General features: G+C 42.1%; 15 protein-coding genes and 2 pseudogenes. 1 reads left to right on the top strand and 16 read right to left on the bottom strand.

What is annotated here, in order from left to right:
• Positions 1-259: 259 nt before the first annotated feature.
• The 11 genes and pseudogenes from ROSEINA2194_RS23470 to mtaB all read right to left on the bottom strand — a co-directional run.
• Positions 260-745, bottom strand: a pseudogene (locus ROSEINA2194_RS23470) (methyl-accepting chemotaxis protein); the annotation flags it as partial.
• Between the two features lie 358 nt (positions 746-1,103).
• Positions 1,104-2,162, bottom strand: coding sequence for a lactonase family protein (locus ROSEINA2194_RS04585; protein WP_007883955.1), 1,059 nt, complete (start codon positions 2,160-2,162; stop codon positions 1,104-1,106).
• Between the two features lie 73 nt (positions 2,163-2,235).
• A complete protein-coding gene (locus tag ROSEINA2194_RS04580; RefSeq protein WP_007883953.1) occupies positions 2,236-3,459 on the bottom strand; it encodes a peptidase U32 family protein in 1,224 nt (407 codons plus the stop codon).
• A 21-nt stretch (positions 3,460-3,480) separates the two neighbouring features.
• The gene (locus ROSEINA2194_RS04575) at positions 3,481-4,122 is read right to left on the bottom strand and encodes an O-methyltransferase (RefSeq protein ID WP_007883951.1); all 642 of its coding nucleotides are present in this window, start codon (positions 4,120-4,122) and stop codon (positions 3,481-3,483) included.
• Between the two features lie 2 nt (positions 4,123-4,124).
• Positions 4,125-4,598, bottom strand: a complete 474-nt coding sequence (locus ROSEINA2194_RS04570) for an endolytic transglycosylase MltG (RefSeq protein WP_044927205.1) — start codon at positions 4,596-4,598, stop codon at positions 4,125-4,127.
• An 8-nt stretch (positions 4,599-4,606) separates the two neighbouring features.
• On the bottom strand, positions 4,607-4,951 hold the full coding sequence (locus tag ROSEINA2194_RS04565; protein WP_007883938.1) for a YlbF/YmcA family competence regulator: 345 nt from the start codon (positions 4,949-4,951) through the stop codon (positions 4,607-4,609).
• 31 nt (positions 4,952-4,982) lie between these two features.
• Positions 4,983-6,977, bottom strand: a complete 1,995-nt coding sequence (locus tag ROSEINA2194_RS04560) for a ribonuclease J (RefSeq protein ID WP_007883937.1) — start codon at positions 6,975-6,977, stop codon at positions 4,983-4,985.
• Positions 6,958-7,215, bottom strand: a complete 258-nt coding sequence (locus ROSEINA2194_RS04555; protein ID WP_007883935.1) for a DUF1292 domain-containing protein — start codon at positions 7,213-7,215, stop codon at positions 6,958-6,960. The genes ROSEINA2194_RS04560 and ROSEINA2194_RS04555 overlap by 20 nt, the downstream gene beginning before the upstream one ends.
• A 62-nt stretch (positions 7,216-7,277) precedes the next feature.
• The gene (gene ruvX / locus ROSEINA2194_RS04550; protein WP_007883934.1) at positions 7,278-7,715 is read right to left on the bottom strand and encodes a Holliday junction resolvase RuvX; all 438 of its coding nucleotides are present in this window, start codon (positions 7,713-7,715) and stop codon (positions 7,278-7,280) included.
• 91 nt (positions 7,716-7,806) lie between these two features.
• Complete coding sequence (locus ROSEINA2194_RS04545) at positions 7,807-8,070, bottom strand: IreB family regulatory phosphoprotein (RefSeq protein ID WP_007883931.1); 264 nt, start codon at positions 8,068-8,070, stop codon at positions 7,807-7,809.
• Between the two features lie 111 nt (positions 8,071-8,181).
• Complete coding sequence (gene mtaB, locus ROSEINA2194_RS04540; protein ID WP_007883930.1) at positions 8,182-9,498, bottom strand: tRNA (N(6)-L-threonylcarbamoyladenosine(37)-C(2))-methylthiotransferase MtaB; 1,317 nt, start codon at positions 9,496-9,498, stop codon at positions 8,182-8,184.
• An 87-nt stretch (positions 9,499-9,585) separates the two neighbouring features.
• Here mtaB and ROSEINA2194_RS04535 point away from each other — a divergent pair, with 87 nt between their 5' ends.
• Positions 9,586-9,816, top strand: coding sequence for an HPr family phosphocarrier protein (locus ROSEINA2194_RS04535; protein WP_007883927.1), 231 nt, complete (start codon positions 9,586-9,588; stop codon positions 9,814-9,816).
• A 96-nt stretch (positions 9,817-9,912) separates the two neighbouring features.
• Here ROSEINA2194_RS04535 and thiI read toward each other — a convergent pair whose 3' ends face one another.
• The 5 genes and pseudogenes from thiI to ROSEINA2194_RS04510 all read right to left on the bottom strand — a co-directional run bounded on the left by thiI (position 9,913) and on the right by ROSEINA2194_RS04510 (position 17,085).
• Positions 9,913-11,094 carry a tRNA uracil 4-sulfurtransferase ThiI gene (thiI, locus tag ROSEINA2194_RS04530; protein ID WP_007883921.1) on the bottom strand — a complete coding sequence of 394 codons (1,182 nt, stop codon included), beginning with the start codon at positions 11,092-11,094 and terminating at the stop codon, positions 9,913-9,915.
• Between the two features lie 76 nt (positions 11,095-11,170).
• A complete protein-coding gene (locus ROSEINA2194_RS04525) occupies positions 11,171-12,340 on the bottom strand; it encodes a cysteine desulfurase family protein (protein ID WP_007883920.1) in 1,170 nt (389 codons plus the stop codon).
• Between the two features lie 34 nt (positions 12,341-12,374).
• Positions 12,375-13,131, bottom strand: a pseudogene (locus ROSEINA2194_RS04520) (16S rRNA (uracil(1498)-N(3))-methyltransferase).
• 8 nt (positions 13,132-13,139) lie between these two features.
• A complete protein-coding gene (prmA, locus tag ROSEINA2194_RS04515; RefSeq protein WP_007883917.1) occupies positions 13,140-14,123 on the bottom strand; it encodes a 50S ribosomal protein L11 methyltransferase in 984 nt (327 codons plus the stop codon).
• 97 nt (positions 14,124-14,220) lie between these two features.
• Positions 14,221-17,085, bottom strand: coding sequence for a transporter substrate-binding domain-containing protein (locus ROSEINA2194_RS04510; protein WP_007883911.1), 2,865 nt, complete (start codon positions 17,083-17,085; stop codon positions 14,221-14,223).
• Positions 17,086-17,187 lie beyond the last annotated feature (102 nt).

The following is a 17,187-nucleotide window of genomic DNA, read 5'->3' as shown; positions in this document are numbered from 1 at the left end:
GCATAATCCGTTATCCTTGACATAAACCAACCTCCTTGTCTGTCTACATTTTATGTATTGTAAATTAACAATGTCTACTCATGTATATGCTGCTCACAGCTTTTCTCAATGAAATTAATATTATCTGAAATATATATTATGTCTTTTAATCTTTACTTAATTTTAACATTAGAAAAAAAAGGTTTTCAATACTCATTGCAGAAAATCACGATATAAGCAAAAATCAACAGAGCAGAAAGTAAAAAAACTTTGTCTATTCTTATTCCCTCAATTTGAATACCGAAACCATACCGCTAAGTGTTGTAGCCTGTGCCGTAAGTTCTTCACTTGTTGCTGATGTTTCCTCTGCTGCTACCGAATTATTCTGAACTACCTCGGCAATTCTTTCTGCTGTCTGCTCTACCTGATCCATGCTATCTGCCTGTTCAATGGAGATTTCTTTCATCTTCCTTGCACTGCCGGCAATCGTCTGTATGCCATCCACAACTTCTTTTAATGAAGCGGAAGCTTTCTCGGCATACATATTTCCATCCCCAACTTCGTGAATAGCAGCTTCAATAAGTGCTTTTTAATCTACTGCCGATTTTGCACTCTGCTCTGCCAGATTTCTGATCTGGTCTGCGACAACAGCAAATCCTTTTCCTGCTTCTCCGGCTCTTGCTGCTTCAATGGAAGCATTTAAGGAAAGAAGATTTGTCTGGCTGGCTATATCCTCAATCTGTACGATAATCTCACCTATCTTTTCCATAACATAAATTGCAGATTCTGTGGTTCAATTCACAGCGTAAATTGGGCATGTATAAGCGTCCTCTCACAAGTCATTCATAACGTAAATGAAAGAAAAACGGTATGAACAAATATTATTTTCTTCGTGAGCTATGGAGATAGGATTCTAACAATCTTGGGAAGCCACTGCTTCTCAAGATTGTTGCTTAGAAGCCTATCGGAATGTCCAGCGAACAGAAACATAATATTTCGTTTATACCGTTTTTCTTTTTCATTAACATATAAAATTCACGACTTGTGAGAGGACGCTTATATCTGCCCTTCACACCCTATAAAAGCACCACGGAATCTGCGACACTACGCCAATTAAACTCCGGTTATGCTTCCAGTTTCAAAATGTAAATGCAGTTCGGTTTGTCAACCTTGATCGGTTTTCCTTCCCAGATAGAGTATTTCTTCTCGTAGTCCACTGCATAAAATGCAATATCATTGGATGCATTATTCAGAGTCAGATAATGTTTTTCATCCGGGAAGATTGCAAGCATCTTAGGGAAATCGCTGCAGACTCTCGTCTGGAATGTGACGGAAAGAGTTCCCTCTTTTGGATCGATCGCATAGCAGATAACAGAGTTTACACCAGAATTACTTACATATAAATACTTTCCGCTCTTGGAAACTTCCATACCGGATGCTGCGCAGACATCATCATCTTTTGGTCCCATCGTGGTGATCGTCTGGATTTTTTCAAATACAGGCATATCATCCACAATCTTATAACTGTACACTTCTACCTGATTCAGCAATTCGTACAGAATATATGCAAATCTGCCGTCTCTGGAGAAACGGATCATACGAGGAGCTGACTCCAGTGGTCCACGGATAATATCAACCAGCTCTAATTTTCCGTATTCATAATCGACACGGTAAATTTTTACCTGATCCAGTCCGTTATCAACTGCACAGAGGAACTTCTGATCCGGTGTCAATTTTACACAGTCTACATGTGGGATAAAATTACGCTGTGCAATACTTCTTCCCATTCCCTTGTGGAAAATACCATCTGCGATATCGCCAATGCTTCCATCTTCATTCAAATGCATCATCGTAACACGTCCATCATGATGTCCGCCTACAAAAAGATAACGGTTCTCATCATCCACTTCGACATAACAGCCTCTCATACCACCAATCCACTGTTCGTTGATTGGTTCAAGATCTCCGTCTTTTAAAACTTTGAAAGCTTCCACACCTTCATCTGCAATAGAATAAAGGAATTTTCTGTTCTTGGATACAACAAGATCAGATGGATTATTGATTGGAACGACTTTGCGTTCCGTCATATATCCTTTCGTTACATCAACATCATAAATATGAATTCCTACACTGTTCTCATGGGTATAGGTGCCCACATATGCTACATATTTTTCCTGTGCCATACTCGTAACCATTCCTTTCCAGTCCGTTTATTGTGATTCAGCTCCATATAAACTGCTGAACTGTCACTCTCGTCTACTCTTTTCTGCGTAAAATATCATACATTTCCAATGGATGTCCCAGATCAATATATAATACCTGCTTTGGATGTGGCGCAGATTCCATTTCATTGCCCTCTTCATCCACAATGCGTTTTACCGTAACTTCAATATTCTCTCCATCCGGCTTCATCACTTCAATCTGCTCACCAACGGAAAACTTATTACGCTGTTCAATACGATATAGCCCTTCTTCATTTGTTTCGCCCACAATACCGAGGTATGTGTATTCTTTCAAGTAAGTATTGTTATCGTAAATCTGCGCTTCATCCGATGGCTTTCCATAAAAGAAACCGGTGGTAAACTGGCGGTAAGTGCAGTTTGAGATCTGGTCTAAATACCATGGCATATTTTGCTGATAAAGCTCCGGTGATTTCTTATAATCATCGATTGCCTTACGATATGTTCTTGCCACAGTCGCAACATAGAGTGCTGTCTTCATTCTACCCTCTATTTTAAAACTGTCAATACCTGCATCAAAAAGATCTGGAATATGTTCGATCATGCAGAGATCTTTTGAGTTAAAAATATAGGTTCCACGCTCATTTTCATATACCGGCATATATTCATTTGGTCTGGTCTCTTCCACGATGGAATACTTCCATCTGCACGGATGTGTACATGCTCCCTGATTTGCATCTCTTCCGGTAAAATAATTGGAAAGCAGGCAGCGTCCTGAATAGGAAATACACATTGCGCCATGGATAAATGTCTCGATCTCAAGATCATCCGGGATATGTTCCCGGATCTCTTTGATCTCTGCGATCGATAACTCTCTTGCAGAGACGACACGTTTTGCTCCAAGTCCATACCAGAACAGATAAGTTGCATAGTTTGTGTTATTCGCCTGTGTGCTGACATGACGCTCAATCTCAGGACAGACCTCTTTTGCGATCTGAAATACACCAGGATCCGCAATAATCAGCGCATCCGGTTTTATTTCCCTTAACTCTTTGAAATATTCCCGCACACCCTCAAGATCGTCGTTGTGTGCCAGAATATTTGCGGTGACATAAACTTTTACATCATGCGCATGTGCAAATTCAATTCCCTCTTTCATTTCTTCCATGGAAAAATTCTTTGCTTTTGCACGGAGTCCAAACGCCTCGCCACCAATATATACTGCATCTGCGCCGTAAATAACAGCTATTTTTAATACTTCAAGGCTGCTTGCCGGTATTAAAAGTTCCGGTCTTCTCATTCCTTTTGTATCCTTCCTTTCCTATTTCTTCACACTCACGGTAATTCCATCTCCGATCGGCAGCACCGAAGTTACCAGCTCGTCGGAATGCGTCAGTTCGTACAGATATTCCCTCATTCTCTTATAAATCGTACGGTTTCTTCTCGTCACAATAAAATGGGATTCGATAATATCTCCGTCCTGCAAAACATTGTCTGATACCAGAATTCCTTCCGGTTTTAACAATCTTAAGATTTCCGGCATAAAATGGATATACTGCCCTTTTGCGGCATCCATAAAAATAAAATCAAACGGTTCCCGCAATTCTTTTAAGATATCTGCTGCATCCCCCTCTAAGAGGGTGATCTGTTTTTCTTTTCCTGCCCGCACAAAATTTTCTTTTGCAATGGGAATTCTTTTTTCATAATTCTCAATTGTGGTGATTTCACATGGGATTGGATTGTATTCAGCCATTAAAATTGCTGAAAATCCAACTGCTGTTCCAACTTCAAGGATTCTTGCGGGTCTTTTTATCGATAAGATCAGTTTCAGAAAGCTCTGCATTTCCTTGCGCACGATCGGCACATAAGTTTCCAGTGCCTCACGTTCTATCTCATCTAAAATTTCTGTATTCCCGGTATCCAGGGAATTGATATATGTTACCAGTCTCTCGTCAACGATCACTTCTATTCCTCTCCTGTGACTGTATCTGCATCTTTCTGTGTATCGGTTGTCTCTTCAGTTGTCTCTTCGGTAGTGCCTGTGACCGTCTCCGTGTCGTCTGTAGAACTCTGCTCCGGTTCTGCTGCCATAAGCACCATCATATCTCTCGCTGTCATGGACGTATTCAATGTGTAGACACCGGAATGAAGCCTGCCGGAGTAGGCAGACACTTTTAACTGTACAAAAAAGAGCTTTGCATTCTCCACAAGACCTTTTTCTTTCAGTTCCTTTGCGATGTCCATGTCTGACATGTCGTCTGAGATCTGGACGATAACATCCCTGCCCGGCTCTGCATCGACAGGTGCCTCTGTAAATACACGATAGCCAAAATCATAGCAATATGTTCCAATTTTCACAAATCCGATCAATACCAGCAAAATGACAAGTATTGAAAAACTAATGCTGACAAAACGAAAAACTACTTTGTTCAAATTCATCTCTTCCCTCATGATTCCTCAAAGCCAACTTCAAATTCCAGTCCCTCGATCAAAGTCCAGTTGATCTGCTGCATAATTTTGCAGAGTGCATTTTCTGCTGCAAGATACTCTGACACCATAGGATTCTTCCGAAACTCCCGGTACTCATTCTCCATGCGGTCTGTCTCTTCATACAGATCCACAGTTCCCTGACTGTTCTGCAGCAGATAATTTTTCTTACGAAATTCTGTGATCTGGCTTTCCAGTTTTGGAAAGCCATGTACCTTTTCCTTAATTGCCTGATATCGGATGAATTCCTCACTGTTTCTGATCGCAGTCATTAATCCATCCATAGCATCTTCTATCTGACTCATATCTGCTCCCAAGCTGCTTTTTTCAAGTGCTTTATACTTCCATAATAATTGGCATGATCATCGGACGTCTCTTTGTCTCTTTCCATACAAAATCACTGAGAGAATCTTTGATCTCTGTCTTGATCTTGCCCCAGTCTGTGATGCCTTTATCCATGCAGTACTGCATTCTCTCATCCAGTACCTGCTTTGCTTCCTCCATGAGTGTCTCTGCACCGCGGACATAAACAAATCCACGGGATACGATATCAGGTCCTGCAAGCACCTGTCCGGAGCCGCCTTCCAATGTCAATACAACAATGATAATACCATCTTCTGCAAGATGCTGTCTGTCTCTCAATACGATATTACCGACATCTCCGACGCCAAGTCCATCTACCATGATCGCTCCGGTATGGACTTTTCCGGTCACTGCCGCGCTCTCCTCGTCGAGTTCTAATACGTCGCCGGAAGATAAGATAAAGATATTGTCCTTGTCAATTCCAAGTTCCTCTGCCACTCTCGCCTGTGCGATCAGATGACGGTATTCTCCATGCACCGGAATCGCATATTTCGGTCTCACCAGAGAGTAGATCAACTTAATCTCCTCCTGACACGCATGACCGGATACATGTACATCCTGGAAAATAACCTTTGCACCTTTCATGGACAGTTCATTGATAATATTGGAAACTGCCTTCTCATTTCCAGGGATTGGGTTGGAACTTAACACGATCGTATCATTTGGCTTGATCGTCACTTTGCGGTGAATGCCGGATGCCATTCTCGACAGTGCCGCCATGGACTCTCCCTGACTTCCGGTTGTAATAATGACAGTCTGTTCATCCGGATAATTTTTTAACTGTTCAATATCGATCAGTGTGTTATCCGGGATATTAATATATCCAAGTTCGCTTGCAGTGCCGATAATATTTACCATACTACGGCCTTCCACGATCACTTTTCTTCCATTCTTATACGCTGCATTGATGATCTGCTGCACACGGTCTACATTCGATGCAAAAGTTGCAATAATGATCCTTGAATTCTTATTATCATCAAAAATGGCATCGATCGTTCTGCCAACAGTCTTCTCTGACATGGTAAATCCCGGTCTCTCTGCATTTGTACTGTCGCACATTAATGCAAGAACTCCTTTTTTACCGATCTCACCAAATCTCTGAAGATCGATCGCATCTCCAAATACCGGTGTGTAATCTACTTTAAAGTCTCCGGTATGCACAACAATTCCTGCCGGTGAATAAATAGCAAGTGCTGCGGCATCCTGAATACTGTGGTTTGTCTTGATAAATTCCACACGGAAACAACCAAGGTTGATATGCTGTCCGTATTTTACAACTTTACGTTTTACTTTTGTGAGCATATTGTGCTCTTTTAATTTGTGTTCGATAATACCATTGGTAAGTTTTGTTGCATAAATCGGTGCATTTACCTCTTTTAATACATAAGGGATCGCACCGATATGATCCTCATGACCATGTGTGATAAAGAATCCCTTTACTTTATCAATGTTGTCTTTCAAATAGGTAATATCCGGGATTACAAGATCGATTCCATACATGTCGTCTTCCGGGAATGACAATCCGCAATCCACAACAATAATACTGTCCTCATACTCAAAAGCTGTAATATTCATTCCGATCTGCTCTAATCCGCCAAGTGGAATGATCTTAAGTTTTGAGGAATGTTCATTCTGTTTCAAGTCTTTTCCTCCATCTTTATTTTTTCCGCTCTTTTTCACTTTTACAGTCTCTGCAGACGCACTTTTTGTTTTCTTCTCTGCTCTGGCTTTCTTTTCAGCCTTTCCGCCTTTTTCTTCTTTCCCTGCTGCCTCGTCTGTTTTCTTCTTTGTGGCTGTTGCATTCTTTCGTGCCGGTCTGCGTGCAGGTTTCTTCTCTGCCGCAGCATTTTCTATTGTCTCTGTGATCTCTTTACGATTCTCTTCCGCAGTAAGATTTTCTGTTATATTTTCCTGTTTCTTCAAAATTCCAATTCCATTTCTTAATTTACTAATATTCAATATCTGCATCGTCAATTAATTCCGCAAACACTTTACCAAGAGCTGCAAGTTCGTTGTCATCTTCCACCATCTCGTAGACAACATCATCATTTTCATCTGCAATCTCTTTTAAAATATATGCTTCACTGTCTCCATCCTCTTCTTCTGTTACAAAAAGAAATTTTTTTCCATTGATCTGTGTCTCTTCCAACACATAAAATTCAATTTTCTCTTTTGTGTCCGGATCTGTAAAAATAACTTTTTCCATCTTTCTTCCTTTCTTATATTTTTCTGGTCTGCTGTCGTCATTGGGATTACTTTCTATGGACCTTATTTTTCTTCCGGATGCATTGCAAGATAGTCAAGATAGCCCTGCAGGATAAAAACAGCCGCAATCTCGTCCACAAACTTTTTGCGGTCTTCCCTGCGGATTCCTGATTCCATCATATGCTTATCTGCTGATACGGTCGTCAGCCTCTCATCCCACAGAATCACATTAAGTCCGGTACGACGCTCCAGCATTTCTTTGAATTCTTTTGTTTTTTCGCAGCGCTCACCCTCTGTATTATTCATGTTCTTAGGATAACCCAAAACGATGCGCTCTACGTTATATTCTTTGATAATTTCCTCAATTCTTGCCAGAGACTGGCGCAGTTTATTAGGGGACTGTCTTCTGACGATTTCCAGTCCCTGCGCAGTAAATAAAAGCTCATCGCTGACTGCCACACCGACAGTCTTTGAGCCATAGTCTAAACCTAATATTCTCATTCAAAATCTCCATGCCTCTGCCCTTCACCCGGACAGACTTTTCCTGTAAGGCATATATTAATCTGTACTTATCCAATTCTTCTTAAGTACCTTAATTCCAATGATTATTCTTAATATATGCTTTCAATACTTCTTCTACTAATTCGTCACGCTCTACTTTCATGATCAGACTTCTTGCATTATTATGACTGGTGATATAAGTAGGATCACCTGACATAATATATCCAACAATCTGATTCAGTGGATTGTATCCCTTCTCGCTCAGTGCACGATACACAATTGCAAGTACATCCTTTACCTGCAGTTCCGGCTCCTTCTCCACTCTGAAATATTGCGTATTATTGATGTTCTGCATATTTGTCACGCCCTTATACTCTTCTTTACTCTATGGTAAGAAAGTAATCCGTAATTATTCAGTGCCTTCATAATTACAGTAATCCTCTAGCTTATTCTAATATAGTTTGTCCTAAAATTCAACCATAAGATAGATATCATCTGTCAATCTGCCCCGGATCGTTCCTTTCACAAACTGATTCGAAAGGTCAGCTGCCGACTTCACAGCGATCTTTACATACTCTTTTGTGTATCCGGTAAAATATGTTTCACCTTCAAATTCATAAGCCTCTTCCATCAGAGCTGTCACCTGTTTTCCGACATAGTATTCCCGGAATTCTTCAGACATTTTCTTCTCTAACGCCAGAAGGATATTGCTCCGCTCTTTTTTCACCGGTTCCGGAACCTGATGTTCCATCACAGCTGCCTTTGTTCCTTCTCTCTTAGAATATTGGAAGATATGCATTTCATAAAAATGGATACGTTTTAAATATTCTTTTGTAACCGCAAATTCTTCCTCTGTCTCTCCCGGAAAACCTACGATCACATCTGTCGTGATGGCAGGATGGTCAAAATATTTTCTCAGGATCTGACATCCCTCTTCATATTCCCTTGTATCATATCTGCGGTTCATGCGCTGCAGTGTGGCATCGCATCCGCTCTGTAAGGAAAGATGGAAATGCGGACAGATCTTTGGCAGTCCTGCAAGTGCCGCCGCAAATCCATCCGTCACGATTCTCGGTTCTAAGCTTCCAAGCCTTATCCGCTCAATCCCATCGACATTATGCACTTCCCGGATCAGATGGAGCAGATTGTCACCGGTATCCACACCGTAGGAACTCAAGTGGATCCCCGTGAGGACGATCTCCCTGAATCCATGTTCCGCAAGGCGTTTCACTTCCCGGATCACATCTTCAGAATTTCTGCTCCGCACTCTTCCTCTTGCAAAAGGAATGATACAGTAGCTGCAGAACTGGTTGCATCCGTCCTGCACCTTGATAAAAGCTCTGGTGTGCTCTGCGGTGCGCTCTAAGAACATTTCCTCATATTCCTGCTTCTCATGATTGATATCGATCACATTCCCACACTTTCCGTGGTCATTTTCATATGCTTCGAGCATGGCAAGCAATTCATGTTTTTTGTTATTTCCGATCACGATATCCACCGTATCATCAAGCAGTGCCTCTGCCTCTTTTGTCTGCACATAACATCCGGCGCCTACAACGATTGCATCCGGGTTCATCTTTTTCGCCTTATGCAGCATCTGTCTTGACTTGCGGTCTGCCATATTGGTAACGGAACAGGTATTGACCACATAGACATCCGCATATTCTGTGAATGGGACAATCTCATAACCTGCATTTTCTAATATCTGCTGCATTGCCTCTGTTTCATATGCATTTACCTTGCATCCCAAATTGTGCAGTGCGGCTTTCTTATTTATTTTCATTCGATACTCCTATTTTGTGTTGACTTTTCCATAAAAAACCATTACTATAAAGTTAACTTTGATAGTTAATTAAGGAGGTTTTTTATCATGAAAACAGTACAGATTTCTTTAAACTCCATTGACAAAGTAAAATCTTTTGTTAATGCAATCACCCAGTTCGAATTTGATTTCGATTTAATCTCCGGAAGATATGTGATCGATGCAAAATCCATTATGGGTATTTTCAGTTTAGATTTATCCAAACCAATTGATTTAGCAATTCATGCTGAAAGCAATATGGATGAAATCATGGAAGTATTAAAACCATATTTAGTTTAATCATTTCCGAAGATTTGAGCCACAGAAGATACGTTCTGTGGCTTTTTCTTTTTGCAGCAGACAGTTCCTTTTTCTGATACTGCCTGCTTTTTTGTTTTATCCCTCAATGTGGATCACTTCTACCGTATCAATGGCTTCCTGCATTAATGCATCAATCTTTTCGCTTAACTTTCTCTCATCATTATGGATCACATTTAAGTTCGGTTTTGTCACCGGATGTTTTGCCACAAAAATGGTACAGCAGTCTTCGTATGGAAGAATGGATGTCTCATATGCATCGATTTTTTCAGAGATCGTGACGATCTCCTGCTTGTCAAATCCAATGAGCGGACGATAGACCGGCATCGTACATACCTCATTCGTTGCTGCAAGGGACTGCATCGTCTGGCTTGCCACCTGTCCGATACTCTCTCCGGTGATAAGACCGAGACATTTATTCTCTTTTGCAAAATGCTCTGCAAGTTTCATCATGTAACGGCGCATGATGATCGTCAATTCCTCATGCGGACACTGCTCGTAGATATAAAGCTGGATATCCGTAAAGTTCACAACGTGCAGATTGATCGGTCCTGAATATTTTGCAACAATTTTTGCAAGGTCAACGACTTTTTGTTTTGCACGCTCTGAAGTATATGGCGGCGCATGGAAATAAGTAGCATCGATCGTAACACCGCGTTTTGCGATCATATATCCAGCCACCGGACTGTCGATCCCGCCGGATAAAAGCAGCATTGCTTTGCCGTTCGTTCCGACCGGCATTCCACCCGGTCCCGGAATAATCGTTGAGTATACGTTAATTTTTGCACGGATCTCAATATTAAATACCACCTGTGGATGATGCACATCTACTTTTGTCTCCGGGTAAGCATCTAAAATCTTCTGGCCCATGGCTGCATTGATCTCCATGGACTCCATCGGATAATTCTTTCTTGCGCGGCGGGCATTTACTTTAAATGTAAAATGTTTGTCCGGGTACACCTTATCAATGTATGCAATGACTTCCTCTGCAAGTTTGTCAAATCCTTCGTCTTCCAACAATACAACCGGGCAGATCCCGACGATACCAAACACACATTTTAATGCTTCCACAACCTCATCATAATCATAGTCGCTCAACGTATCGACATAAATTCTTCCCTGCTCTTTCCGGACAAGAAATTCTCCTTCTGCCTTTTTCAATGCATGGTTGATCTGGCTTACCAATGCATCTTCAAATAAATATCTGTTTTTTCCTTTGATCGCGATCTCCGCATATTTGATCAAAAATGATTTATACATATTTTCTCCTTTTTCATGTCTTTTGTTACTTTTCCACAATTCATTTTACACTTTCATGAGTTTCGCAATTGCCGGACTACTTTCTCGTATAACGGCGGAGCTTTGGCACAACCTCGTTCATGACTTCCAAGGCATAATCGATCTCTTCCTCTGTGGTATGCACAGAAAAGCTGAACCGGATCGTTGAATCCAGCAGACTGCCCTTAAGTCCGATGTTTGTCAATGTATGGCTCACGGATGGTTTGTTCGAGGAACATGCGCTTCCCGCTGACACATAAATCTTTCTGTCCTCTAATGTGTGGAGCATAACCTCACTGCGCACGCCGTCAATACTCACACTGACGATCTGTGGTGCGGAATCACGTCCTGTCTTTCCGTTGACAGACACACCTTCTATTTTTAAAACGCCTTCCACAAAACGCTGTTTGATCTGATAAAGGTGGTCAATTTTTTCCTCAAAGTTTTCATAAATCTCTTCGGCAGCCTCACCTAACGCAGCAACACCCGGTACGTTCTCGGTTCCGGAGCGCATGCCCTTCTGCTGCCCGCCACCGTAAATCAGCGGTTTTACCTTCGTCTTATCTTTGATGAACAGAAATCCTGTTCCTTTCGGCGCATGGATTTTATGTCCGCTGACAGAAAGCATATCAATCCCCAGTTTTTTCGGAAAAATACGGTACTTTCCATATGCCTGGATCGCATCCACATGTACCAATGTATTCGGATTTTTTTCTTTGATCACCTTGATTGCTTCTTCGATTGGTTCCACTGCTCCGATCTCATTGTTGACCATCATCATAGAGACGAGGATCGTGTCCTCACATACCGCCTCCCGCAGTTCGTCGAGTGAAATGATACCATCTGCATCCACTTTCAGATATGTCACTCGAAAGCCAAGTTCCTCTAAATATCCTGTAACTGCTGAAACAGACGCATGCTCTATTGATGTCGTGATAATATGATTTCCGGCTCTTTTATTTGCCAGTGCTGCTCCGATCAGTGCAGTATTGTTTGATTCCGTTCCTCCGGATGTGAAAAGGATTTCTTTCTCATCCACCTTTAACGTCTTTGCGATCTTTTTCTTAGCCTCTTTGATATAGTTCTCTGCTTCCACACCTTTCATATGAAGTGAGGATGGATTTCCGTAATCTTCCATCAGAACTTTCACCATCAAATCTTTTGCACGTTCACTGCAACGGGTCGTTGCAGAATTATCCAAATAAACTTCTGTCAAATTTGTTTCCATAATTATCCTTCTTTATCTATGCAGCATCACTCTTCTACTCATCCCTGCCATCGGTCTGACTCTCTAACTGATATCCCAAAATCGCAAGGGCTACGATTCCTGCCGTCTCTGTTCTAAGGATCCGTCTGCCAAGTGAGATCAGCTGCATTTCATCTCTGACCATTTCAATCTCTTCCGGCGCAAATCCGCCCTCCGGTCCGATAAACACTGCGATACTTTCGCCTTTTTTTATCTGTTCCATTGCAGCCTTCGTCCCTGCCATTCCATGCTCGTTTTCATAGGGAACCAGTTTCACATCCAGTTTCTTGGCATATGCCACAGCTTCTTTGTACGACATCGGCATCTTCACTTCCGGGATCAGACTTCTCTTTGACTGTTTTGCTGCGCTCTCTGCGATCGCCTGCCAGCGCGTCACCTTTGATTTTGCCTTTTTGTCATCTAACTTTACCACACAGTTTTTCATGGCAACCGGTATGACCTCATAAACGCCAAGTTCCACAGTTTTCTGAATGATCCATTCCATCTTGTCATTCTTCGGAAGCCCCTGAAACAGATAAATCCTGCATGGCAGTTCTGTGCTTTCCGCCTCTTTTTCCAGAATATCCGCACGAACAAAGCTTTCTGTAATATCAGATATACTGCAAAAATAGTTTTTGTCCGTTTCTGGTGCACACACGGATTTTCTCTCCCGGTTTCATCCGCAGCACATTTTTAATATGGTTGACATCGCTGCCTTCAATTGTCACAAAATCTTCTGCTGCATTTTCATCTTCTATAAAAAACTGATACATGTCTTTTCCTAATTCTTTCTTGCTGTAATGTTCACCCATTCGCCCTGATGATTGATCTCTACAACTTCCAGACCGGCTTTCTCAATTGCCTCTTTCACATCATTCTCTTTAAAATCGATGATTCCTGATGTGATAAAATATCCACCTTTTTTTAAACGCGCCGGGATCACCGGTGCCATTGGAATGATCACGTCTGCCAGGATGTTGGCAACAACGATATCAAATTCTTCCGTTCCGGCTTTTTCCTGAAGTTCTGTATCATCGATCAGATTTCCAACATAAAATGTTCCCAGTTTCTGATCGAGATGATTTACTTCCATATTGTCGTGTGTGGAAGTCATGCAGTCCGGGTCAAGGTCTGTTCCGACTACCTCTGATGCCCCTAATTTCAGTGCCACGATCGATAAAATACCGCTTCCGCAGCCAACATCAAGAACCTTTGGTGTCTTTACCTGCGGCGTATATGTTTCATTTCCACGAATATATTTCAGTAACTGCCGGATGCAGAGCTGTGTCGTCTCATGCTTGCCTGTTCCAAAAGAGACACCCGGATCGATCTCGATCAAAAACTTGTCCCTGTCTTCTTCCTTCAGTTCTTCCCATGTTGGTTTGATCAGGATATCTTCAATATAGAAAGAGCTGAAAAACTTCTTCCAGTTGTTGATCCAGTCAAGATCCTCTGTCTGGTCGGATGTGATCTTTCCGGTTCCCATATCTACCACATTCCGCATCTCCTCGATGGTTGTCTTGACCTGTTTTAACAGTTCAGTGTCATCCTGTCCGTTGTCTTCCAGATAAAAACTGACATAGCTGATCCCCTCATCCGGTGGAAGTTCCGGCAGAAAATCAATGAACATCTCTGCCTGATCTTCTTTTGTCAGCGGCACATTATCCTCAATCTGCACACCTTCAATGCCAAGATCCATAAGTGCAGAGCTTAAGTAATCTTCTGCCGCAGTCGTTGTCTCAATGGTATATTTATTCCATTTCATGTTTTATATATGCTCCTTTTTGCTTATTTTCCGTTCAGATCATAAAAAGCCATTAGATATACTACCACAAAGCCATTCAGGTTGCAAACAATTCCTTTTACTGCTGTTTTTTTGCAAGCTTGTCCAAAACTTCATATAAGATCTGCGCATCGATCGGTTTTGCAATATGTCCGTTCATTCCCGCATTTAAGGCTGCACTGACATCCTCCTCAAAAGAATTTGCAGTCATGGCATAAATTGCGATCGTTCCGGCATCCTCTCTCTCTGACTTCCGGATTGTGCGTGCCGCTTCATAACCATTCATCACCGGCATGTGAATATCCATAAGAATTGCCATGTAAGTACCTGGCTTTGCCTTCTCAAACAACTCGACGGCTTCCTTGCCGTTATGTGCACAATCCACATCCATATGTACCATTGCAAGCAGTTCTGTTGCCACCTCTTCATTAAATGCGGTGTCTTCCGCAAGCAATACTTTTTTCCCGGCAAAATCATATACCGCCTGTTCTTCCTGTACCACGGACAAATCGTTTTCCACCGGCCGCTCCGTTATTTCCGGTTCTGCAGCCTGTTCGAATTCAAATGGAATAGACACAACAAATGTCGTTCCCTCTCCTTTTTTCGATTTCACGGAAATGGAGCCTGACATCAGTTCCACGAAATTTTTTGCAATGGACAGCCCCAGTCCGCTTCCTCCGTGTTTCTGCGCAGTTGTCGCACTCTCCTGCTCGAACGGCTGGAACAGCCGCGTCTGCATCTCCTCCGACATGCCCTCCCCGGTATCTTCCACAAGGAAATTAAAGTATGCTTTCTCCTCCTTCACATAGAGTTCCTTCACTTTGATCGTGATTTTCCCACCGGACGACGTGAATTTGTAAGCATTGGAAACCAGATTCAGCAAAATCTGGTTCACACGAAGTCCATCCCCGATCAGATATGTATGCGTCACCTCTTCGTCCTGTACCTCAAACACTATCCCTTTCTGTCTACACTGCGGTTCATAAATCGTGCAGACAGACATTAAGATCTCATGAAGATCAAACGGTTCCTTTGCAATTTTCATCTTTTTATTCTCGATAGACGACATGTCTAAAATATCATTGATAATATTTAACAGCACCTTGGACGACACATCGATTTTATCGAGATAGTCCTCTATCTTCTTCGGATCATCCTCATAGTGTTTTGCGATCTCCGTCAGTCCTACGATTGCATTCATCGGTGTCCGTATCTCGTGGCTCATTCTTGCAAGAAAATCACTCTTTGCCTGATTTGCCCGGTTTGCCTGATCGACTGCCTCTAAAAGCTGTTCATTCTTCTCCGCAATCTTTAAATAGCTTTTTCGTCTCGCCTCCTGCCAGAAAATCATAAACAGAATACTCGCCACCAGCAAAATAAAGATGACAATAAGCGGATAGCGGAACTTATACAGCACATCCGTCCAGGTAAGCTGATACCCATTCGCCACTGTATGGCTGATCGTGATCTGGGATACTTCCTGAGAGGAAATCTGCGTAATGCATTTATTGATAATGCTCATCAGAATTTTATTTTCATCACTGTTTTTTCCAACAATCCCCATCGGTTCTTCCTTAGACAGGTTAGGCAGTACCGTCAATCCCTCATACCGCGGTTTCTGCAGCAGCGGTGTCACCACGTTGACATTCTGTGCCATAAAGTCGCACTCTCCGCTGTTCAGAAGTTCCATACATTCCTCTGTCGTAGTGCATTTTACAATCTCAAACTCCGGATAATTTGCCTGGATATAATTTTCCAGTGCCGCATAACTCTTCGTGATTGCAAGAATATACTTATTCTCTGCATCTCCGGGTGTATAGTTCATCCCCTGCCTGCAGACAAGCGCCACTTCCCCTGTGTATATGACATCTGATACCAGATAATCAGATTTTGTGAATGCAGGATTTTCGACTACGACACCAGCCACCAGATCTGCCGGATGTTTTTCAAGATAATCTATCACACGCTGACCACTTTCCAGCATCGTGTACTGCAGATTCAGGCCGCTGCTCTCCCGGATCCGACTCACAAGATCAACAATGATCCCTTCGATTTCTCCGTCGTCATTTTCCATTGAAAACGGTGGTCTGTTATTGATAAACGCTATATTCACCTGTTTTTGTGCCCTAATATATTCAATTTCTTCTCTTGTAAATGCAAGCCCCATGGCAGAAGTATCTCCATAATACTTCTGGTACAGTTCACTTAAAAATGTCGGATAATCCGCTGTGATCTCTCCAAGCGCATAATCGGCATCCTCCATTACCTTTTGCTTCTGCTTTCCTGCCATCAGATAAAATGGCTGTGCTCCAAACCGGCAGATAATCTTATAATCGTCCATCCCGACAAGCGATCCCTGTACGACTGCATCCACAGCACCTTCCTCCAATGCCTGAAAACATTCTTCTGTCGTCATGTATTCTTTCAACTCAAACGAAAAATCATTCTTTTGAGCATATTCTTTCAGATCATCATTCTGAAAACTTTCTTTCAGTCCTGCCACCCGGATGCCATTAAAAGCCTCATAATCATTGTAATAATACCTGTCATCATCCATTCTTGCATAAAGAACACAGGCTTCTGTTCCCGCCCAGTACTTCGAAAGCAGGAATCTCTCCTCACGTTCCGGTGTTTTCTGCGCCTGGCAGATCATATCAATCTCACCTGACTCCAGTTTTTTCAGGACATTGTCCCATGTGTCATACACATATTCGTACTTCCATCCGGTATACTCAGCGATCTTATCCAGCAATTCCACGCCATATCCTGTATACTCCCCATTTTCGTCCAGATCGATAAACCCGCCATAATCAATATATCCAATACGGATTGTTTCTTTGGAATCAATATTTTTTCCATATACCACAAATGGTATTGCACTGAAAAATGCCATCACAAAAATGATGATCCCATGTCTGATCTTCTTCCATTCCTTTTTCCCCATCGTTTTCTCCCTGTCTGATGTTCCATCGTTTTTTATCGTTTCCGTACCTGTGTCTTAGATTCTATATCGATTATAGCGAATTATACACCAGAAATAAAGCAA

The sequence above is a fragment of the Roseburia inulinivorans DSM 16841 genome (assembly GCF_000174195.1).
Taxonomy (GTDB): domain Bacteria; phylum Bacillota; class Clostridia; order Lachnospirales; family Lachnospiraceae; genus Roseburia; species Roseburia inulinivorans.
This window is presented reverse-complemented; position numbering and strand designations above follow the sequence as displayed.